Genomic DNA, 19023 nt, shown 5'->3' with positions numbered 1-19023 from the left:
CAGCGGGCCGGCCTCAGCGTGCGGTGCCGAAGTCCTGCGTCCAGTAGGAGCCGGGCTGCGCCAGGCCGATGCCGATCTCCTTGAAGGAGCAGTTGAGGATGTTCGCCTTGTGGCCGGGGCTGGCCATCCAGCCCGCCATGACCTGCTCCGGAGTGGCGTAGCCGTAGGCGACGTTCTCGCCGTAGCTGCTCCAGACGTAGCCCGCGGCGGTGATCCGGTCGCCCGGGGCGGAGCCGTCGGAACCGGCGTGCGACATGTTCTGGTGGGCGGCCATGTCCTCGCTGTGGGCCTGCGCCGCCTCGGTGAGCGACGCGTTCACCGTGAGGGGTGAGCAACCGACCTTCGCCCGCTCGGTGTTGACGAGCTGCACGACCTGCGCGACGTCACCGGCCGCCGGGGCCTGCGCCGTCGGCGAACTCGGCGCGGCGGCGGTCGCGGAGGGAGTGGCGGAGGGGGCCGCGCTGGTGGCCGAAGCGGCGGGCGCGGCCGGAGCGGGCGCGGCGGTGGCCGTCGCGGCGGGCTTCGGCGCGCTGGGGGAGACGCTGGGCCGGGGCTTGGCCTCGGGGTGGGACGCCGACGTGTGCCGCTTGTGCGCCGGTGCGGCCGCCTTGGCCTTGGGCGCGGTGGCGTGCGGTACGGCGGCGTGCGGCGCGCTCGCGGCGGCGCTCGGCGTCTGCGGCGCGGCCGGGACGGTGAGCACCGGTGCGCCCGGCGGCGCCGGCACGGCGGGAGGAACCGGCACGGTGGCCGAGCTCATCGCGGTGGGCACTGTGCTCGCGCTCACGTTGCTCTGGCGACTCAGCGCGGCCTGGGCCCACCAAGCCGCCCCGCTGTCCCGGTCGGTGAGCTGGGACCCCGCCTGGTCCGACGTGCCGCCCGGCCAGTCGCCGCAGGCCAGGGCGACGGACGGGATGCCGACGGCGCCGACCGCGGCGACGGCGATGGCTATCCGCCGGTAGTACTGCTTCTTACGGTGCTTGCCCATCGTGACCTCACTCGGTGGTCGCCGCACGCCCCGCATACGGCTCGCTCGTATGCAATGGCTGGTGAACTGCGGCGATGCCTTGTGGGTCGTCATTCTTAAGACGCCTTCACACACAGCGCAAAGGTCCCCGCTACTACCGCCCCTCGTAGACCGCTGCGGCCCTTGCGGAGGCGAGCGGCCCGTGCTGCCACGATTCCCGCCCCTCGCGCACCGCCCTGGCTGCCCGTCAGGAAGCCGCCACGGTTCGCAGAAGCGACGACATCGCCGGGGGCGCGGAAAGTCCCGGTCGCATGCTTGGCGCACGTCCGGATCAAGCAGGACAAGTCCCCTATGTCGGCAGTGCGGCCACTACTACTCCGAGGGCATAGATCGCGGAACCGCTGTGACTCATGTCACGGAACGCAAGGCGTCCGGCGAGGCGTCGTCCGTCTGGCGGAGTTCGGCGAGGAGTTCGGTGCGGCCCACCAGCAGCTCGGTGAGGATGCGGCGCGCCGCGCGCAGCAGTTCGGCGACGTCGCCGCCGGCCAGCTCGTAGCGGACCGTGGACCCCTCCCGGGTGGACACGACGATGCCGGAGCGCCGCAACACGGCCAACTGCTGGGACAGGCTGGACGGTTCGATCTCGATGTCGGCCAGCAGATCCCGTACCGGCACCGGGCCGTGCTGGAGCAGTTCCAGGACCCGGATGCGCACGGGGTGTCCGAGCATGCGGAAGAACTCGGCCTTGGCCTGGTAGAGGGGGACCTGCATGAGTGCTCGCTCCCTGCCGCGTCGCGACGGTCCGGATCAGGGGCGGCGCCGCGGCGGGCGCGCCGCCGCGGAAAGCGCCCCGCACAGCCCATCCTTCCCGGCCCCGGCCGGACGCGTCCACGAGTTGGGATCATGCTGATGTGGTGACTTGAAGAAGTCTTCACATCGTGGGCGCGCGTCGGCCGGGACCCGGAAGGGCGCTAGATCTCCAGCTGTTCCTCGACCCGCTTGAGCTGGTGGCGGGCCATCGCGAGGTTGGAGCGCGACTTGTCGAGGACGAGGTAGAGGAACAGGCCGTTGCCGTTGCGCCCGGTCACCAGGCGGATCAGGTGGTACTGCGTACCGAGTGTGATCAGCACGTCCTCGATCTGGCTCTGCAGGCCGAGCTGCTCCATGGTGCGCACCTTGGCGCGGATCACGTCCGTGTTCCCCGCCGCGGCGATGGTCAGGTCCAATTCCTTGTCCCCGCCCAGGGTGCCCAGCGCCATTCCGCTGGTGTAGTCGACGACCGCCGCGCCCAGCGCCCCCTCGACCGCGGTCATCATCTCCTTCAGCGACACTTCCACACTCGCCATGGTGCCTCCCCTTGATCGTCGACCGGTCGCCGGACGGGACGGGCGCTGCCGCCCCGTCCCCGGGGACGGCCGACGCCGTCCCCACCGGTGACCGCACCGTAGGCTTGTCAGACCGGCGTTGGAGTGACGGTCTTCGGCACTGACCCGAGTTGACCGGAGAGTGTCGACGGGAGATCGGTCGGCGAGCACAAGTGACGCCTGGTGTCACTCCCGTACGCCCGCCAGGTCCACCGCCCGGCAGCGCAGGACGAGTGCGGCGGGGACGGCCGAGGAGACCACCGCGAGCACCGCGCAGGCGGCGACGGCCCCGCCGACCGCGGCACCTCGATCGCACTCCGTACCGACAGCAGCCGCAGCGCCCACACACACCCGCCAGATTCAGCCAGGCGGGCGCCGGTCCGAGTACCCCGCCCACCGCGACCACCGTCAGCTCCTCGACGACCACCAGCCGGCGGAGCTGCCCGGGAGTCGCCCCGGCGGTGCGCGACAACACGAACTCACGGCGTCGTTGAGCCACGGCGAACGCGAAGGTCGACGCCACCACGAAGGCCGACACGAAGGCGCTCACACCCCCGGCCGCGCCGGACAGGGCGTTCATCGCGGCGACCGCCCCGGCGTCACGCGCCCCAGGGCCTTTCGCTCGGTCAGGCCGGCAGGCCGGATCAGGGAGCGGCACCAGGCCCCAAGAGCCCGGCATGATCGAGCCGAGAGGCCCTAAACCCCCGAACCCGCACCTGAAGCCGGACCCGCGTCTGAACCCGAACCTGGACCCGGACCCGGCAGACCCGCACCCGGCAACCCGCCGCCCGGCCGCCGGGACTCCCGCAGCCACGTCGTGCCCGCCCGCACCGCCCAGAAGAACATCGCCAACCCCGACGCCGCCACCGCCAGCGAGTCCCACGGCGCCCGCAGCCGCCCGGAGCCGCCGAACGAACCCAGCCAGGACAGCACGGTGAGCAGGACCAGGAACACCACCAGCCACGCCCCCGTGCGCAGTTCGGCGGCGAGCGGCCGGCCGGCCATGGCGGTGCGGTGCATCCCGAGGAACACCAGCAGCCCGACCAGCACCAGCGGCAGTGCCAGCCGCAGATCATGCCAGCCCGACCAGTACACGAACTCCGCGGCCACCACGAAGCTCACCGGCGCGATCCAGCGCAGCCCCGGCACCCAGCCCGCCGTACCGCTGTCCGGATCGGCCAGGAACACGGCGGCCGCCACGGCCGAGGCAGCGTAGATCAGCAGATACATGTCACCCATCACGCTCACGATGTCCTGCCAGCCGCCGAACGGCAGCAGGAACACCACGATCACCAGCAGGTTCAGCACCAGCGCCCGGCGCGGGATGCCCGAGCGCGCCTCGACCGCCATGAACCAGCGGGGCAGGGTGCCGTTCTTCGCCAGTGCGTAGGTGTGCCGGGCGTCCAGCGCCACCCCGACGTACGCCGAACCGCCGGGCGAGACGACCGCGTCCGCGTACAGCAGCGCCGAGAGCCAGTGCAGGTTGAGCAGCAACGCCAGCTGCCCGAACGGCGAGTCGAAGTTGACGCCCTGCCAGCCGTGCCCGAGCAGGCTCTCCGGCACCGTGAACAGGAACGCGGCCTGGAGGGCCAGATACATCAGCACCGCCAGACCGATGCCGGCCAGCACCGACGCCGGGACGGTGCGCCGCGGATCGCGGGTCTCGCCGGAGAAGTCCAGCGGCGCCTGGAAGCCGTTCACCGAGTACACGATGCCCCCGCCGGCGAGCGCCGACAGACAGGCGGCGTACCCGTACGGCGCGAACCCGCCGTGGTCGGTGAGGCGTCCGGAGTGCCAGCCGGACGCCAGCAGCGCCACCACCGTGACGACCGGCACCGCGATCTTGAACACGGACAGGAGGTTGTTCAGCCGCGCGAACAGCCGCACCGCGAACCAGTTCAGCGCCGTCAGCAGCACACTCAGCGCCGTCGCCACACCCAGCCCGGTGACGGTGAGCGAACCGCCGCGGTAGATGCCGGGCAGGTAGTGCCCCGCGTACTGCATGATCGCGCTGATCTCCGCCGCGGTGCCGCCCACCGACAACAGCACCGACCAGCCCACCAGCGTGCCCACCAGCCGCCCGGAGGCGTACAGCGGCCAGCGCACCGTGCCGCCGCCCTCGGGCCGGGACGCGCCCAGCTCGATCATCACCAGTGCCACCAGGACGCACAGCAGCCCCGCCGCCACCCACGACAGCAGCGACGCCGGGCCCGCCGTCTGCGCCGCGTACATCGCGGCGAACAGCCATCCCGAACCCACGATGTTGGAGAACGCGATCGCCGTCAGCGCCCAGAAACCCAGGTCCCGGCGGAGCCGGTGCTCCTGCGTCAGAGCCGCCGTGATCGCGCCTTCGCCGGCCGGCAGGTCCTGCGGCACGCCACCGCCTCCTCAGCGTCGTCGTACGTCCGCACGAGACTAGCGGGCGGGCCGGTCGGGACGCACGGCGCGGCGCGAAAGCCGTACGACCGTGGGGCGTGACGGCTGGACGACCGTGGGGCGCGACGAGCCATGCGACCGTACGCGCGGTTGTACGACCGCACGGGCCGAGGCGGCCTCGCGGGCCGTACGGGGTGCGGCCCCGGCGTTTCCCACCCGGGCGTCACCGGGCACACCCACTCATGACGGCGCGAGCCGATGTGTGCGCCGCGCCGGGGCGGACTCGGGGGGAGAGGGCGCGATGGGCGCATGGCACGGGCGACTGCCGGCCTGGCTGCGGGTCCTGGTGCTCGCGGCCGCGGTGACCGGACTGATCGGCTGTGCGCGGTGGGCGGCCGAGGCGTACGACGGCGCCGTGGCCTACCGGCGCGCACCCCTGTGCACGGGCGCGCCCGGCCCGGACTGCGTGGCGCGGGTGGCTGGGACGGTGGTCGGCATGACGTCCGGCGAGTCCTGCACCACGGACTCCAACGGCTCCCGGTCCTGCACGCCGTACTACCGGCTCCGGGTGCGCTACGGCGACCGGACTGCGTGGCGCGACGTCGGCCACGGCACCTACGAGGACACGCACCGCGGCGATCCGGCGCGGCTGCGCACCTGGCACGGCGCGGTGGTGCGCCTGGAGGTGCGCGGGCACACCGAGACCTACCTCTCGCCGGCCGACAACTCCCTGGTCTGGCGGCTGGCCGCCACCTGGCTGGCCTTCGGCGTGGTGCTGTGGGCCGTGGTGAGCGGCCGGCCGTCGGGGCTGATCGCGTTCCCCAACCTCGGCTGGCTGGGACTGTCCCTGCCGGTGGCCGGGCTGGTGCACGGCGCGCTGTTCGGGGCGAGTGTCCTGGAGTGGGTGATGATGGTCGTCTTCGCCGCCTTCCTCGCCTTCTGGATGATCTCCGGATGGGAGATCGAGGGACGGCATGTGGACTACCGACGGCGCGGCCGACGACGGTGGGGTTGGTGAGCGCACCGGACCGCCGCCGGGCGACGCCGTGTGTTCGTCTTTCTCGCGCAGACCTGGGCGGTCCACACGCGCGAAGCCCTTCAGCTACGTGCCCGTGTACGAGAGGTTCCTCAGCCCGTGCCGAGGGTGGGCGTGCTCCTCTTGCGGGCGCGGTAGGCGGCGGCCTTGATCCTGTTGCCGCAGGACTCCATGCCACACCACTGCCGCCGCTTCCCGCGCGAGCGGTCGATGTAGACGCGGGTGCACTCCGGGTTGCCGCACTCCTTGAGGAGCGGCACGTCCGGACCGCTCAGCAGCTCCACCGCCTGCCGGGCGAGGGCGGCCAGGGCCTCCTGCGGCGTCGCCTCGGTGCACCGTCCCTCCAAGGTGAGCTGCGGCACGGCGGACGGCATCCGCGCCGTGCCGTTCAACAGGTCCAGCGCCCCGGTGTCGTACACCTCGCCGAGCCGCCGCGCGGTGACCAGCCGGTAGACGGCCTCGCGCAGCGCCTTCGCCCGCTCGACGTCCGCCTCGTCGCTCGGGGTGACCGTGTCCACCACCCCGGACTCCAGGAACCAGGCGTCCAGCCGGTCGGGCGCCACGAACATCTCGAACCGCAGCGTGCGGCGGGCACGCAGCGTCGCGGCGAAGTCCAGCACCGGGTTTCCGCACACGAAGACATGCTCAAGGTTCATGTCACCATCCTGACAGGTGACGAACTCCGCCGACAAGAACAGTCAGGGGTGCGGGCCGGGGCGGCCCGCCGGGCGGTTGTCTCGGGCGCGGGCCCGGCGGGTGCGCCGGTGGCTCACATCTCGGGGGCTGCCGTCTCCGTCAGCTCGCCGTCGGCCAGCCGCAGCCACCGGTCCGCACCGATCTCCCGCAGGAACCGCTCGTCATGGCTGACCACGACGAACGCACCCCGGTAGGAGTTCAGGGCGCTCTCCAACTGACCCACGCTCACCAGGTCCAGGTTGTTCGTCGGCTCGTCCAGGAGCAGCAGGTGCGGGGCCGGCTCGGCGCACAGGACGCAGGCCAGCGTGGCCCGCAGTCGCTCGCCTCCGGACAGCACCCCGACGGGCAGATGGGCGCGGTCACCCCGGAAGAGGAAACGGGCGAGCAGGGTCATCCGCTCGGCCTCCGGCCGCCCCGGCGCGTACGCGGCGAAGTTCTCCGCGACCGTACGGTGCGCGTCCAGCAGGTCGAGCCGCTGGGACAGGTGGGCGATCCGCCCTTCGGCCCGCCTGATCCGGCCTCCGTGCGGGACGAGTTCACCGTTCAGCAGGCGCAACAGAGTGCTCTTCCCACTGCCGTTGGGTCCGGTCAGCGCGATGCGTTCCGGACCCCGGACCGACAGGTCGATGCCCTCGCCCGCGAACACCTCCTTCCCGCCGAGCCGGACGCGCAGCCGCTCGCCGAGGAACAGGTCGCGGCCGGCGGGCACGTCGGTGTCCGGCAGGTCCAGGACGATGCGCTGCTCGTCGCGCAGCGCACGCCCGGCCTCGTCCAGCCGGGCCCTGGCCTCGCCGACCCGGTTCGCGTGCGTCTGGCCCGCCCGCCCGGCGGACTCCTGCGCCCCCCGCTTCATGGTGCCGGCGAAGATACGGGGCAGGCCCGCGCTCTTCAGATTGCGGGCGGCGTTGCCCGCCCGCCGCTCGGCGCGTTCGCGGGCCTGCTGCATCTCCCGCTTCTCCCTCTTCAGCTCCTGTTCGGCGGTACGGACGTTCTTCTCGGCCACCTCCCGCTCGGCCCGCACCGCCTCCTCATACGCCGTGAAGTCACCGCCGAAGAAACGCAGTTCGCCGCGGTCTAGTTCGGCGATGCGGTCCATGCGGTCGAGCAGGGCCCGGTCGTGGCTGACCAGGAGCAGACAGCCGGTGAAGTCGTCCAGCGCGGAGTAGAGCCGGCGGCGGGCCGCCAGGTCGAGGTTGTTGGTGGGCTCGTCGAGCAGCAGGACGTCGGGCCGCTTCAGCAGCCGGGCGGCCAGCCCCAGGGAGACGATCTGACCGCCGCTGAGGGTGTCCAGGGTGCGGTCCAGGGCGAGTCCGGTCAGACCGAGGCGGTCCAGCTGGGCCCGGGTGCGCTCCTCGATGTCCCAGTCGTCGCCGATGGCGGTGAAGTGCTCCTCGCTCACGTCCCCGGACTCCACGGCGTCCAGGGCGCGGATCACCTCGGCGACGCCGAGCACCTCGGCCACGGTGAGGTCGCCGGTCAGCGGGAGGTTCTGGGGCAGGTGGCCGAGCGGGCCGGACACGGTCACCGACCCCGCGGTGGGCCGTAGTTCGCCGGCGATCAGCCTGAGCAGCGTGGTCTTGCCGGAGCCGTTGGGCGCGACGAGGCCGGTGCGGCCCGCGCCGACGGTGAAGGACAGGTCCTGGAAGACAGGGGTGTCGTCGGGCCAGGAGAAGGACAGGTTCGAGCAGACGACGGACGCGTCGGACATGAAGACGACCTCGCGGAGAGGAAGGGGGCAGGAAAGACACCTCTGCCCCGGTGACAGACAGGAGAAGGCGGGAACGACGGCGAGGCCACGACGGCGGGCGCCTGTGCGCACCGGCCGGTGGCCTGTCGGGACCGGGTATCACCCGGAGATGTCGTCGTCCACCACCATGTCCGGTCTCCTCCGCAAACGATCAACGTCTCGGCAAGTCTAACAGCGGCCTGTCGGGCGTGGCGGCGCTCACGGGGGGCGCACGCCGGGACGCCTGCCGACGTGCCCGGCCGTGCCTCCGCCCGCGCCTCCCACCCGCGCCCCCCGCCATCGCCTGGCGCACCGGAGAACCCCGTACCGCCGCCCTCGATCCGGCGGACGGTGGGCGTTCAGAGGCGATCCGCTTCTACGACGGCCCGGGCGAAGGCCGCCGGGGCCTCCTGCGGCAGGTTGTGACCGATGCCGTCGAGCCGGTGGTACCGGTACGCGCCCGTGAACCGGTCCCGGTAGGCGCTGTCGTCCGGCCCGGTGAACGGGTCCCGCTCGGCGTCGAGGACGACGGTGGGCGCAGCGATGACCGGCCGTGGGACGAGCCGCTGCTCGTACCGGTCGTAGCGCGGCTCGCCGTCGGCGAGGCCGAGCCGCCAGCGGTAGTTGTGGATTACGATCGCCGCGTAGTCCGGGTTCTCGAAGGCCGCTGCGGTACGCGCGAAGGTGGCGTCGTCGAAGTGCCACGTGGGGGAGACGATGTCCCACACCAGTCGGCACAGTGCGCGGCGGTCGTCCGGATCCTCCATGGCGAGGCGGCCGCGCTCGGTGGCGAAGTAGTACTGGTACCACCAGGCGTACTCCGCCCGCGGGGGCAGCGGCTGCTTCTGCATCTCGACGTCGGTGACGAGGTACCCGCTCACCGACACGAGCGCCCTGACCCGCTCGGGCCACAGCGCCGCGACGATGTCGGCGGTGCGCGCACCCCAGTCGAACCCGGCGAGCACCGCCTTCTCGATCTTCAAGGCATCCATCAGGGCGACGATGTCGAGGGCGACCGCCGACTGCTGGGCGTTGCGGGCGGTGTGCGGGGACAGGAAGCGCGTCGTGCCGTGACCGCGCAGGTACGGGACGATCACGCGGTAGCCCTGGGCAGCCAGCAGCGGCGCGACGTCGACGTAGCTGTGGATGTCGTACGGCCAGCCGTGCAGACAGATGACGACCGGTCCGTGCTGGGGCCCCTCCTCGGCGTACCCGACGTCCAGCAGGCCGGCCCTGACCTGCTTCAGTGTGCTGAAGGACGTGTGCGTGCCGGAACCTGTGCCGGGCGCGGACCGAGCCGTGCCCTCAGGCCGCGGCGCGGCCGGGGCGGCCGACGCGCCCTGGAGGCCGGCCGGCGAGACCGCCGCCGTGCCCGTGCCGAGACTGACGGCCTTGCCGAACGTGCGCCTGCCGATCATGCGAAACCCTCCGTCGGACGCGGTCGCGCACGGGGCGCGGAACCGGTGGGTGCCTGGGGTCACTGCCGTTCGAGGTGCGTGCCGACTGTGACACGGGGTGCGTCACCCGTCAAACAGGTGACGCGCTACTTCGCTACCGGCCGTAGTGTTTCGGCCAGTCGGGAGGCGGCGCGCGGGCGCGGTGGGGCCGGGGGCCGGTGGGGAGCTGGCGTCACCGGCACCGCGCCTACCGGGGAGCCGTGCCGGGCCAGGGTCTTTCGTTCGGATCAGGCCGGATCAGGGAGCGTCCCGGAGTGGTCCACACGAGAGGCCCTAGCGGCCGGACGGGCCGAACAGGGCGATCTGGTCCTTGACCCAGGGGTCGTAGACGGCCGAACGCTTGTCGCTCGTCAGGCCGAACCACGCCAGCTGGTCCGCGACCCAGGGATCCGTGCGCGGGTCGGCGAGCTGGTGGTGACGGGGGTGGTGGGCGGCGGTGGTCGCCGCGGTCCGGGCCGCGGGGCGGGTGGACGGCTGGGACGTGGCGGCCGCCGCGGAGCCGCCGGTGGAGAGGACGGCGCCCGCGACGAAGGCGGCGGAGACGCCCGCGGTCGTGGCACGCCGGGTGAGCTTGTTCATGGTCTTCCTCCTTGCACAGCGTGTGTTCCCGGAGCCACGGACGGCATCACCGCCGCGGTCCCAGGTCGGGCCGCATACCCAGGGCCTCCCACCCCCACACACCTACTCGCGTATTCGCGGGCACACCGGCACACCGGCACACCTGTGCACCGGTTCACCGGCACACCTGCGCCCCCGCGCACCGGGATGCCGACACATCTGGGTGTCAGCAGTCCCGGAGCACGGGCACGCCCGACACACCCGTGCACCTCACCGAGGTGTCCCGACTCGACGTCTCCGCGCCGGGGCGCAGGTCTCGTCGTCGCGCGCGACCGTACGATCTGGCACACCTGGGCCAACGCCGGGGGCTGGAAGCGAATGCCGGGCAACGGCCGTGCCGACAGGGTGGTGGGGCCTCCCGAGACGGGCAATCCGTACCGGCGCTGCATCGCCGTCTACGTGAACAAGGCGAGCTACCACTACTGGCAGAACTGCTGGTACAAGGAAAAGTGGCACACCTGGACAACGGCCGGCTGAGCGACAGCGGCCGCATCGTCCACGAGTCCGTGTAGAAGCCTCAGCAGCCCAGCTAGGGCCTCGTTTGGTTCTTGCCGGGCTCGCGGACCCTGGCACCGGGCCTCGCGGCGTTGTCGTCGGTTGCCGTGGCTCCGCCATGTCGCCCCCCTCCGCCTTGCGACGCACGGCACCAGACCCCGCTCCCTGATCCGGCCTGATCCAACCGAAAAGCCCTAGTGGTCGCCCGGCACAGGTGCGTCAGCTGTACACGAGGAGGTAGTCGCATGTGCTCGTGCCGTCGTGGATCGACGTGTCGCTGTTGAGGACGTAGAAGACACCCGCGAACCCGGCGGGGGTCATCTTCGGGATCACGATGATCGTCTGGTCGGCCATGTTCAGCGAGTTGGGGCGGACGACGTTCGTGTAGAGCAGGCCGAAGAGGTTGTCCTGGAGGTTGGGGAGCCGGAGGATGCGGTACACGCGGTCGCCCGCCGAGCCCGTGACGGCGGCCTGGTTGGCCGGGTTCGCCCACTGGGAGGGGGACGTGGCCATGCGGCCCTGCGACTCGAGTTCCTGGAGGCGCCGCTGCGTGCTCGCCCGGACGCCGGCCATGTGGATGTGGAGCTGGTTGAAGCTGCGGGCGGTCTGTGAGTTGATGCCCAGGCCGATGTTCGGGTACTGCACGGGGACGTCTCCGCCGCTGCGCGCGTTCTGCCACGCCTCGTTCCAGTAGTTGGGCGGCCCGCTGGTCACGAGGAACGGGCACTCGATGCCCGTGACCCGGCACGTCGGCGACAGGAGATAGTTGTGCGTCGTCTCCGGCTTTCCGTGCAGCACGACGTAATTCGAGGTCACCTTCAGGCAGTCGGGCTTGGGCTGCGGCGGCGGGGGGACGATTCCGCTGGTGCAGTACTGGACGTCGTGCCACAGCGGGTCGTTGTCCGTGGGTCGGCCGCAGATGCCCTGGAGGCTAGTGGGCGGGCACGGGCTGATGCCGCCCGGGGGAGGCGTGGTGGGGCACGAGTCGGGGGTCGGACCAGCGTCGAGACCGCTCGCCGCCGCAGCGGAACCGCCGACCGTCGCGGCCGCGCCCGTCAGGACCGTCGCGGCACCGAGGGCACCGGACAGCGCGACGAATTGACGCCGGGGGACTTCCTTCGCATTCTGCTGGTCATGCATTTCTGATCTCCGATGGAGTGGGCACCGACGGGATTTTTCGCAGAATATGTGCCGGAAATCGATTTGCGGTGACTCCACCCGTCGGCTGAATGAGTGAGCGTGTGGAACGTCCACCGGGCGCGGCACCCGGATCGCCCCGGCCGACCGCGTGACCTGGACGCCGGTCCGGTCTCGCCCACTCCCCCCGCTTCTGCGGCCGCACGGACGTCCATGAGCGGCTGCTCGCCGCGGTCATGGACGACTCGTCGTCGGGCACGGAAGGCACCCGCGCGGTCATCCTCGCCGCCGACCAGACCCGGCTGCCGCAGAACAACATGGTCGCCTCGGGCGGCTGGTGCGCGCCGTCGGAGACCGTCCACACACTGACCGACATCGCGTGCCCCGAGATGCTGTGGGACGCCCCCGAGATCCAACTCGCCCGCGGCGGCCTGCGCTTTTTCAAGATCCCGTCGCTCGGCGTCGGCTCGATGACGTTCGTCCCCGCCGAGGCGGGCGTGGCCGCGCTGGAGGGCCGCCTCGCCGAGAACTACGGCGGCATGGGCACCCTCCACGTCCCCGCCGGCGCGGCCGCCCTGATGGGCTGCTGCAACATCGCCTACGTCGACGGGAACCGGCTGTCCACGCTCGCCGGGAACTGCGTCATCGCCGGCTCCGGGTACAGCGCGGCCGACGGCGGCCCGGACGGTGCGCCCGCCCCGCCCGGCACGGCCTGGTTGTGCGGGCAGCGGGTCCACGAGGAGGGCGGGATGCCCGTCGCCGACGTGGTGAGCGCCTCGCTGGCCGCCCTGGCGGCCGGCGAGGTGGTGTGCGTGCCCGGTCTGGAGGACGCGGAGGCCGTGGAGCGGCTGGCCGCGGCGGAACTCGGTCTGCGCGAGGGCGCGGGGGCGGTACTGCCCCCGCGCTACCGTGCCGGGGCAGGCGCGGACGGCTGACCGTCCGGCCCTGAGTCGGATGTCCGAAACTGGGCGACGCTTCTGCCGTCCGCCATCTTGTCAGGGGCATGCCTGCATCTCTACAGTCCCCTCCGAGTCGACGCTGGGAGCGCTCCCAAAAATGATACGGAGGACGGCGGGCGCGCTCCCCGGACTTCCGCACGGCACCGCACAGTCCCCCGTCCGGAGAGGACCCGCATGTCCCCCTCACCGCACCATGCGCACCGCACGCACGTCCTGCTCGGCGCGCTGCTGACCGTTCTCGCCGCGCTCGCGGCGCTCATGACCACGACCTCGGCCGCCCGCGCGGACACCCAGGTCTGCGACGCCTTCGGCTCGACCACGGTCCAGGGCCGGTACGTCGTCCAGAACAACCGCTGGGGCACCGACCAGACCCAGTGCATCACCGCCACGGACTCCGGCTTCCGGGTCACCCAGGCCGACGGCTCGGTGCCCACCAACGGCGCCCCGAAGTCGTACCCCTCGATCTACAACGGCTGCCACTACACCAACTGTTCGCCGGGAACGACACTTCCGGCCCAGCTGAGCACCATCTCCAGCGCACCGACCGGCATTTCGTACAGCTATGTCAGCGGCGCGGTCTATGACGCCGCCTACGACATCTGGCTCGACCCCACGCCGCGCACCGACGGCGTCAACAAGACCGAGATCATGGTGTGGTTCAACCACGTGGGCGCGGTCCAGCCGGTGGGCTCGCAGGTCGGCACCGCCACCGTGGCCGGCCGCCAGTGGCAGGTGTGGTCCGGCAACAACGGCGGCAACGACGTGCTGTCCTTCGTCGCCCCGTCGGCGATCGGCAGCTGGAGCTTCGACGTCATGGACTTCGCCCGTGTGGCGGTCTCCCGCGGGCTGGCCCAGAACAACTGGTACCTGACCAGTGTGCAGGCCGGCTTCGAGCCCTGGCAGAACGGTGCGGGACTCGCCGTGACGTCCTTCTCCTCGACCGTCAACACCGGTGCCAGCGGCGGCGACCCGGGCACCCCGGGCGCCTGCAAGGTGGCGTACGGGACGAACGCCTGGCAGGGCGGGTTCACCGCCGACGTCACCGTCACCAACACCGGCCCGGCCGCCGTCGCCCCCTGGCAGCTCGCCTTCACCCTGCCCTCCGGGCAGCGGATTACCAGCGGCTGGAACGCCACGCTCTCCGGCCAGTCGGGCGCCGTCACGGCGGCCGGCCAGTCGTACAACGCGACCATCGCCCCCGGCGGCACCGTGTCGTTCGGCTTCCAGGGCACCTACAGCGGTACCTTCGCCAAGCCGTCCGGCTTCGCCCTGAACGGCACCGCCTGCACCACCGTGTGACCCCGCGGGGGCGGCCCGCCACTAGGGTGCCGCCCCCGTCGCCCGTCCGCCGCGGACGGCGGTGTCACACGCGGGACGTTGACGAGGCCTCTTCGTCCCGGCCGCCGAGGGCCGCGTGCATGTGGTCGAGGCGGCTCGTCGAGCGGCGGCGTATCCAGATGATCCAGGAGCACAGCGCGATCATCGTCACCGCGACGACCAGCGCGGACATGAGCGAGCCGGAGGCCACACCGAGGACGAGCAGGCCGACCGCCAGCAGGCCCATGCAGCCCGTCCAGTACGGCAGCCACCGCTTCGTGCGCCGCAACTGCGCCCGCTGGGTGTCGACCAACTTCCGCATGACCGCACGCTCTTCGGCGTCCTGCGGCACCTCACGACGGCGGATCTTCCGGCTGAGTTCGGTGATGCGGCGCGGGTCGACACCGGTCCTGCGGCTGTACCGGCGCCGCTGCACGGCCACCGACCCCATGCCGGCGGCGGTGTAGAGCGCTCCGTGGATCACCCATACGAGAGGGTGGCTGTGCCGGTGGAAGAAGGCCGCGATCCCCACGGCCAGGGGGAAGACCAGGGCGGCCTGCGCGGCCAGGCTTCTTTCCAGCCGGCGTCTGAGTGCGTGCACGGCACATGCCTCCTCGGGATGCGACGGGAATCCGCTGTCGCATTGCGGATGCCCCGTCAGTTCGCGTGCATGAGCCGTTGGTTGGGCGCGGGCCCTCTTACCTCAGCTTGTAAGAAGGTCAGTCGCCGGGCGGAGGGGGCTGGTGGGCCATGACGGCCGACAGGCCGGCTGTGCGGCGCGGTCGCGGTGAGCGCGTGGGGCTGACCCGGCAACGGGCCCTCGACGCGGCGCTGGACCTGGTCGACCGGCCTGGGGCTCAGGGCCCTGACGATGCGCTCGCCCGGCGAACGGCTCGCCGTCGGGGCGGTGACGTTTCGTCATCGTCTGCCGGCAAGGACGCGTTGGTCGACGGGCTGGTGGAGCAGGTGTTCCCGGCGGCGGCGCCGGCGATGGACGGCTCCGCCGACCGTGGGGAGGCGTGCGTAGGCGAAGGCGCTGCGCGAGGGGCTGCCGCGGCATCCGGCCGCCCCCGCTCGCCGCGTGCCGCCCGGCGGTCACCCAGGCGACACCGGACGCCATCGAGGCGTGCCTGCGCCTGCCGTCGGAGCACGGTCTCACGCTCGGCCGCGCGCTGCACGCCCTCAACGCGGTGTCGGTGTTCGCGATCGGGCACGCCGTCCTGGCGGCCGGACTCGTCGTCGGCGCGGAGGAGTCGGGCGGGACCGGGTGGCTGGCCGGGCTGGACGGCGAGCGGTATCCGCTCATCATCCGCGCGGCGCGCGACCGGGTGGGCGTGGACGACGGGGAGCGTTTCGCCTTCGCCGCCGACGCGATGCTGCTGGGGTTCGAGGAACTGCGCACGGGCTGAACCGCGAAGGGCCGAGTGGACGGGCGGTGCGCGGTGCCGTACGGCCGCCGCGGTGCGCGCGGGACGTACAGAAAGCGTACAGGTCCCGGAAGGCGCGTCACCGCGGCGGTGCGGCGGGTGGGTGTCAGGGGAGTTCGGGTGTGCAGGTGCGGCACAGGCGGTAGCGGGCGCCGCCGCGCGGGCCGATCCGTTCCTTGACCCACTGGGCGGCCTCACCGCTCTCCAACAGGCGCATGTGTGTGGCCCACTCGGGGCTGAGGCGGCCGTCGTGCGCGAAGCGGCTCAATGCCTCCGCGCGTACCGCCACGTCGTGGCCCGTCACGCGGCCGACCGACTGCTCGACCTTCTTGCAGTCGCCGCGGTGCAGTGTCTGCTTCTCGACGGCGTACGGAGTGTGTCCGGACGCCGTGAAGCGGTTCCGCTGCGCGAGCGACTCGGCGCGCAGGGCGCCGAACTCGTCGGCGGCCCCGGCGCAGACCTCACACCCGCCGGCACAGGGCGGCGCCGGGGGAGGGGCGGTGTCGGTGGTGTCGGCGGCAGCGACGGCGACGGAAGCGGGTGCGGTCACCGCGTCGTCGCCGGTCGCGGCGATGTCGTCGGCCGCGCGGGCGGGTGCGGGCACCGCGGGCGCCTCGGCCGTCCTGTCGTGCTGCCGCGCGCCCCCTTGCTCGTGCTGTTGCTCGTGCCGGCGTGGACGGGGCGGCACCGCCGCGGCGAGACGTACGGCGGCGGCAGCTCGCCGAGCCGCCTCCCGGGCCGCGCGCTGCCGTGGAGAAGTACGTCCTCGCTTTGCCATGAGAAGCCGGTCCCCTGTTCACCGTCGGGTGGAGTGCGTGAGGGCACGGCGACTGCCGGCGGCAGCGTCGCGCCCACGGCGCACCAGCATGGCACCCACCTGCCCGATCGGCGGTGCGCCGCGCCAGGGAAACCCACCGTGCGGGGGAGCACTCCGTGCTCTCGCGGCGGTCGGCTACAGCCCCAGGTCCAGGGCGAGGCAGGAGAAGTGCTTCCAGGAGCCCTCCGGGTGGTGGCCGCCGGACGGGTCCTTCGGGTCGGACGGCTTCTCCTCGACCATGTCGGCGTAGGCGATGCGCTCGGGCAGTTTTCCGAACCGCGCGTGGCGGAGCTGTGCGGCGACGTCCGGAGTGCTGTTGCTTTCCACGGTCCAACCTCCGTCTGGCCGGGGCGAATCGCTCCGGGCCCGTTCCCATGCACCGAGCGTCGCACCGCTCGCGTCACCCGTCAAGGTGGTGACGCGGAGCGGGAGTGCCACTGAGGCCGAGGCCCGGCGCCTGAGGCCGCGGTCCGCGCTTCGGACTGCGGCCGTCGAGTGTGCGGTCGCCTTCCCAGTGACAACGAACTCCCAGTGACGTCCGGACAGGTGTGTTCTCGTCGAACCGCGCGGACGCGTCGAACCGCGTGGGGCGCATGCAGGGCGGGAATCCCGGCGGGGCCGGCGGCTACGGGCGGCGGCCCCAGGCGGACACCATCGGGGCGGTGGCGAGATCCAGGCGTCCGGTGGCGACGTTCGCCAGATGCCGCTCGATCTCCTCGTCGGTGGCGAGCCCCTTGGCCACCAGCCGGCCGCGGATCTGCCGCACGGTCGCGGCCTCCAGAACGGCGCACGCGGGTGAGGTGATCGGGAAGCAGGCGTCCGCCCGCACATCGGTGAGGCCGGCCTCGCGCAGCAGCCGGGGCAGGGTCCGCCCGTAGGCGAGGTCCGCGCCGCGCTCCGCCATCAACGCGCGGAAGCCGGACCGGAGCCGGTTGGCGAGCCGCTGCTCGGGTCCCGACTCGTCCGGGCACAGCAGCGGCTGCAACGCCGGGTCGGCGTCCTCCAGGAACAGCACACCGCCCGGCCGCAGCGCCTGGATCATGCGACGCAGCGCCTCGGCCCGGTCGGTGACGTGCACCAGCACCAGCCGGGCGTGCACCAGGTCGAAACCGCCGGCCGGCGGCGGGTCGGCGGCCACGTCGTGGCGGCGCGTCCCGATCACGCCGCCGCCGAGATCGGTGAGGTCCGCGAGCCAGGAGGTGTCGATGTCCGTGGCGAGCACCGCGCCGGTGGGGCCGACCCGCTCGGCCAGCCCGAGCGGCACCGACGGGCCGCCGGCGCCGACCTCCCAGCAGCGCATACCGGCACGGAGCCCGAACTGGTCGATGTGCCGGAAGGTCACCGGGTCGAACAGCTCGCCCAGGGCCTCGAACCGGGTGCCCGCCTCGGACTGCCGGTTGTCCAGCAGGTATCCGCGTTCGGCCCGCGCCGTCACCTCTGGGTCCGCCCCCGCCCCTGCTCCTGTGTCCGCGTCGTGCTCAGCCATGCGGCGATTCTGGCAGGGGGGCCGCAGTAGACGGGCGGCGGGGACGCGGGTCAGATCTCCGCGCCCAGGGCGGCGATATGCCGCCGCGAGTAACCGGCCTCCAGCAGCGGAGCGCGCACGTCGCGGTCCAGGTCCGGCAGACAGCCGAACAGGACGTCGGCCGGCCCCGTGATCCCGACCTCCCCGCAGGACGCGGGCAGCAGAAGCGTCTGCGCCCGGCCGAGTCCCCCCTCCCAGCCGCCGGACCGCACCCGCACCGGGGCGCCGACGTTGGACAGGATCTGCGCGGTGGCGAAGGACCGCCGCAACGGCTCGGCGGAGGTCCAGCGCTCCAGGGCGAAGTAGGGGCTCGCGCACAGGAAGACCCGCTCGGCCCCGTCACCGAGGGCGATCCGCAGTCCGGGGGTGAAGTCCGGCCGGCTCTCCGGGCGCACCTGCCGCATCAGCATGTCGAGGTTGGCGTCGAACTCCGCGTCGCTCACGGGAGAGCCGTCCTCCATCCGCCAGCGCATCGCGTGCTGCTGGATGTCGGAGGTCTGCTCGATCTCGTAGACCAGGGTGTCGGGGCCGAAACTGTGCGGGGTGCCGCCGGGGACGTAGATCGTCTCGCCCGCACGCACCGGCAGGCGGCGCAGTACGGCGTCGAAGTCCTGCGCCTGGAGCGCGGCGCGCAGCCGGCCCGGCGTCACCCCTTCCCTGACGCCGCACAGGGCGGTCGCGCCGGGCGCGGCGTCGAGGATGTGCCAGGCCTCCGTCTTGCCGTTGCGCTGTCCCTCGAGCCGCCGGGCGGCCTCGTCGTCCGCGTGCAGATGGACGGGCAGGGAGCCGGTGGCGTCGATGAACTTCGTCAGCACCGGGAAGCACCGTCCGGACCAGCCGGCGCCCATCAGCTCCCGGGGGTGGTCGGCGACCACCTGGCGCAGGGACCGGCCGGCCAGCGGGCCCTCGGTCAGCACGCCGCTCAGTCCGGCCACGTCGCTGCACTCCCAGGTCTCCGCGACGCTCCAGTCCGGGATGCCGGTCTTGCCGAGGCGGCGGGCGAGGGCGTGACCGCCGAAGACCAGCGGCTTGGCCGTGACGGTCAGCCGCAGCGGGTACAGGCGCACATCGTGGCCGCTCACCGGACCGGCCGTCCTCCGGTAGGCCTG

20 protein-coding genes and 1 pseudogene are annotated in these 19023 nt (G+C 72.5%); 5 read left to right on the top strand and 16 right to left on the bottom strand.

Translation table 11 applies throughout. The features are described 5' to 3' along the window. Window positions 1–13: 13 nt before the first annotated feature. From AB0N63_RS18565 to AB0N63_RS18540, 6 genes and pseudogenes are all read right to left on the bottom strand, one after another. A complete protein-coding gene (locus AB0N63_RS18565) occupies window positions 14–985 on the bottom strand; it encodes a CAP domain-containing protein (RefSeq protein ID WP_365530063.1) in 972 nt (323 codons plus the stop codon). 387 nt (window positions 986–1372) lie between these two features. Further along, entirely contained in the window at window positions 1373–1735 is a 363-nt protein-coding gene (locus AB0N63_RS18560) for a metalloregulator ArsR/SmtB family transcription factor (RefSeq protein WP_365530062.1), read from the bottom strand. A 200-nt stretch (window positions 1736–1935) separates the two neighbouring features. After that, on the bottom strand, window positions 1936–2310 hold the full coding sequence (locus tag AB0N63_RS18555; protein WP_365530061.1) for a hypothetical protein: 375 nt from the start codon (window positions 2308–2310) through the stop codon (window positions 1936–1938). 204 nt (window positions 2311–2514) lie between these two features. Continuing rightward, complete coding sequence (locus tag AB0N63_RS18550) at window positions 2515–2673, bottom strand: hypothetical protein (protein ID WP_365530060.1); 159 nt, start codon at window positions 2671–2673, stop codon at window positions 2515–2517. 46 nt (window positions 2674–2719) lie between these two features. Further along, window positions 2720–2989: pseudogene (locus tag AB0N63_RS18545) on the bottom strand (FtsX-like permease family protein); the annotation flags it as partial. Window positions 2990–3024: 35 nt separating this feature from the next. Further along, on the bottom strand, window positions 3025–4704 hold the full coding sequence (locus AB0N63_RS18540; protein WP_365530059.1) for an APC family permease: 1680 nt from the start codon (window positions 4702–4704) through the stop codon (window positions 3025–3027). Window positions 4705–5005: 301 nt separating this feature from the next. Here AB0N63_RS18540 and AB0N63_RS18535 point away from each other — a divergent pair, with 301 nt between their 5' ends. Continuing rightward, window positions 5006–5722: a hypothetical protein gene (locus tag AB0N63_RS18535; RefSeq protein ID WP_365530058.1), complete on the top strand. Its 717-nt coding sequence runs from the start codon at window positions 5006–5008 to the stop codon at window positions 5720–5722. Between the two features lie 110 nt (window positions 5723–5832). On the opposite strand, the gene AB0N63_RS18530 is transcribed toward AB0N63_RS18535, so the two are convergent. The 4 genes from AB0N63_RS18530 to AB0N63_RS18515 all read right to left on the bottom strand — a co-directional run bounded on the left by AB0N63_RS18530 (window position 5833) and on the right by AB0N63_RS18515 (window position 10198). Further along, entirely contained in the window at window positions 5833–6396 is a 564-nt protein-coding gene (locus AB0N63_RS18530; RefSeq protein ID WP_365530057.1) for an ABATE domain-containing protein, read from the bottom strand. Between the two features lie 113 nt (window positions 6397–6509). Beyond that, window positions 6510–8144, bottom strand: a complete 1635-nt coding sequence (gene abc-f / locus AB0N63_RS18525; protein ID WP_365530056.1) for a ribosomal protection-like ABC-F family protein — start codon at window positions 8142–8144, stop codon at window positions 6510–6512. A 377-nt stretch (window positions 8145–8521) separates the two neighbouring features. After that, on the bottom strand, window positions 8522–9580 hold the full coding sequence (locus tag AB0N63_RS18520; RefSeq protein ID WP_365530055.1) for an alpha/beta hydrolase: 1059 nt from the start codon (window positions 9578–9580) through the stop codon (window positions 8522–8524). A gap of 312 nt (window positions 9581–9892) precedes the next feature. Continuing rightward, window positions 9893–10198, bottom strand: coding sequence for a hypothetical protein (locus AB0N63_RS18515; protein ID WP_365530054.1), 306 nt, complete (start codon window positions 10196–10198; stop codon window positions 9893–9895). Window positions 10199–10582: 384 nt separating this feature from the next. On the opposite strand from AB0N63_RS18515, the gene AB0N63_RS18510 reads away from it, so the two are divergent. Next, a complete protein-coding gene (locus tag AB0N63_RS18510) occupies window positions 10583–10714 on the top strand; it encodes a hypothetical protein (protein ID WP_365530053.1) in 132 nt (43 codons plus the stop codon). 237 nt (window positions 10715–10951) lie between these two features. On the opposite strand, the gene AB0N63_RS18505 is transcribed toward AB0N63_RS18510, so the two are convergent. Further along, a complete protein-coding gene (locus tag AB0N63_RS18505) occupies window positions 10952–11872 on the bottom strand; it encodes a CDP-diacylglycerol diphosphatase (protein WP_365530052.1) in 921 nt (306 codons plus the stop codon). Between the two features lie 233 nt (window positions 11873–12105). Between AB0N63_RS18505 and AB0N63_RS18500 the strand changes: the two genes are divergently transcribed. Both AB0N63_RS18500 and AB0N63_RS18495 read left to right on the top strand, forming a co-directional pair. Beyond that, complete coding sequence (locus tag AB0N63_RS18500) at window positions 12106–12804, top strand: major capsid protein (protein WP_365530051.1); 699 nt, start codon at window positions 12106–12108, stop codon at window positions 12802–12804. Between the two features lie 198 nt (window positions 12805–13002). Further along, window positions 13003–14127: a cellulose binding domain-containing protein gene (locus tag AB0N63_RS18495; RefSeq protein WP_365530050.1), complete on the top strand. Its 1125-nt coding sequence runs from the start codon at window positions 13003–13005 to the stop codon at window positions 14125–14127. A 64-nt stretch (window positions 14128–14191) separates the two neighbouring features. On the opposite strand, the gene AB0N63_RS18490 is transcribed toward AB0N63_RS18495, so the two are convergent. Further along, the gene (locus tag AB0N63_RS18490; protein WP_365530049.1) at window positions 14192–14746 is read right to left on the bottom strand and encodes a hypothetical protein; all 555 of its coding nucleotides are present in this window, start codon (window positions 14744–14746) and stop codon (window positions 14192–14194) included. Between the two features lie 418 nt (window positions 14747–15164). On the opposite strand from AB0N63_RS18490, the gene AB0N63_RS18485 reads away from it, so the two are divergent. Beyond that, on the top strand, window positions 15165–15554 hold the full coding sequence (locus AB0N63_RS18485) for a TetR/AcrR family transcriptional regulator C-terminal domain-containing protein (protein WP_365530048.1): 390 nt from the start codon (window positions 15165–15167) through the stop codon (window positions 15552–15554). 124 nt (window positions 15555–15678) lie between these two features. On the opposite strand, the gene AB0N63_RS18480 is transcribed toward AB0N63_RS18485, so the two are convergent. The 4 genes from AB0N63_RS18480 to AB0N63_RS18465 all read right to left on the bottom strand — a co-directional run bounded on the left by AB0N63_RS18480 (window position 15679) and on the right by AB0N63_RS18465 (window position 18996). Beyond that, complete coding sequence (locus AB0N63_RS18480) at window positions 15679–16176, bottom strand: hypothetical protein (RefSeq protein WP_365530047.1); 498 nt, start codon at window positions 16174–16176, stop codon at window positions 15679–15681. Between the two features lie 348 nt (window positions 16177–16524). Further along, a complete protein-coding gene (locus AB0N63_RS18475; protein ID WP_365530046.1) occupies window positions 16525–16716 on the bottom strand; it encodes a hypothetical protein in 192 nt (63 codons plus the stop codon). Between the two features lie 298 nt (window positions 16717–17014). Further along, complete coding sequence (locus AB0N63_RS18470; RefSeq protein WP_365530045.1) at window positions 17015–17875, bottom strand: methyltransferase domain-containing protein; 861 nt, start codon at window positions 17873–17875, stop codon at window positions 17015–17017. Window positions 17876–17925: 50 nt separating this feature from the next. Further along, window positions 17926–18996, bottom strand: coding sequence for a mannose-6-phosphate isomerase (locus tag AB0N63_RS18465; RefSeq protein ID WP_365530044.1), 1071 nt, complete (start codon window positions 18994–18996; stop codon window positions 17926–17928). Window positions 18997–19023: the final 27 nt, after the last annotated feature.

It is taken from the genome of Streptomyces sp. NPDC093260 (genome assembly GCF_040683715.1).
Classification (GTDB): domain Bacteria; phylum Actinomycetota; class Actinomycetes; order Streptomycetales; family Streptomycetaceae; genus Streptomyces; species Streptomyces sennicomposti.
The sequence above is the reverse complement of the archived record's forward strand: the minus strand, read 5'-3'. Positions and strand labels throughout refer to the sequence as shown.

What these genes read in the sequence shown, in the direction of transcription:
- AB0N63_RS18565 (WP_365530063.1), bottom strand. Translation starts at nt 985, where the DNA reads ATGGGCAAGCACCGTAAGAAGCAGTACTACCGGCGGATAGCCATCGCC.
- AB0N63_RS18560 (WP_365530062.1), bottom strand. Translation starts at nt 1,735, where the DNA reads ATGCAGGTCCCCCTCTACCAGGCCAAGGCCGAGTTCTTCCGCATGCTC.
- AB0N63_RS18555 (WP_365530061.1), bottom strand. Translation starts at nt 2,310, where the DNA reads ATGGCGAGTGTGGAAGTGTCGCTGAAGGAGATGATGACCGCGGTCGAG.
- AB0N63_RS18535 (WP_365530058.1), top strand. Translation starts at nt 5,006, where the DNA reads ATGGGCGCATGGCACGGGCGACTGCCGGCCTGGCTGCGGGTCCTGGTG.
- AB0N63_RS18530 (WP_365530057.1), bottom strand. Translation starts at nt 6,396, where the DNA reads ATGAACCTTGAGCATGTCTTCGTGTGCGGAAACCCGGTGCTGGACTTC.
- abc-f (WP_365530056.1), bottom strand. Translation starts at nt 8,144, where the DNA reads ATGTCCGACGCGTCCGTCGTCTGCTCGAACCTGTCCTTCTCCTGGCCC.
- AB0N63_RS18520 (WP_365530055.1), bottom strand. Translation starts at nt 9,580, where the DNA reads ATGATCGGCAGGCGCACGTTCGGCAAGGCCGTCAGTCTCGGCACGGGC.
- AB0N63_RS18515 (WP_365530054.1), bottom strand. Translation starts at nt 10,198, where the DNA reads ATGAACAAGCTCACCCGGCGTGCCACGACCGCGGGCGTCTCCGCCGCC.
- AB0N63_RS18505 (WP_365530052.1), bottom strand. Translation starts at nt 11,872, where the DNA reads ATGCATGACCAGCAGAATGCGAAGGAAGTCCCCCGGCGTCAATTCGTC.
- AB0N63_RS18500 (WP_365530051.1), top strand. Translation starts at nt 12,106, where the DNA reads ATGGACGACTCGTCGTCGGGCACGGAAGGCACCCGCGCGGTCATCCTC.
- AB0N63_RS18495 (WP_365530050.1), top strand. Translation starts at nt 13,003, where the DNA reads ATGTCCCCCTCACCGCACCATGCGCACCGCACGCACGTCCTGCTCGGC.
- AB0N63_RS18470 (WP_365530045.1), bottom strand. Translation starts at nt 17,875, where the DNA reads ATGGCTGAGCACGACGCGGACACAGGAGCAGGGGCGGGGGCGGACCCA.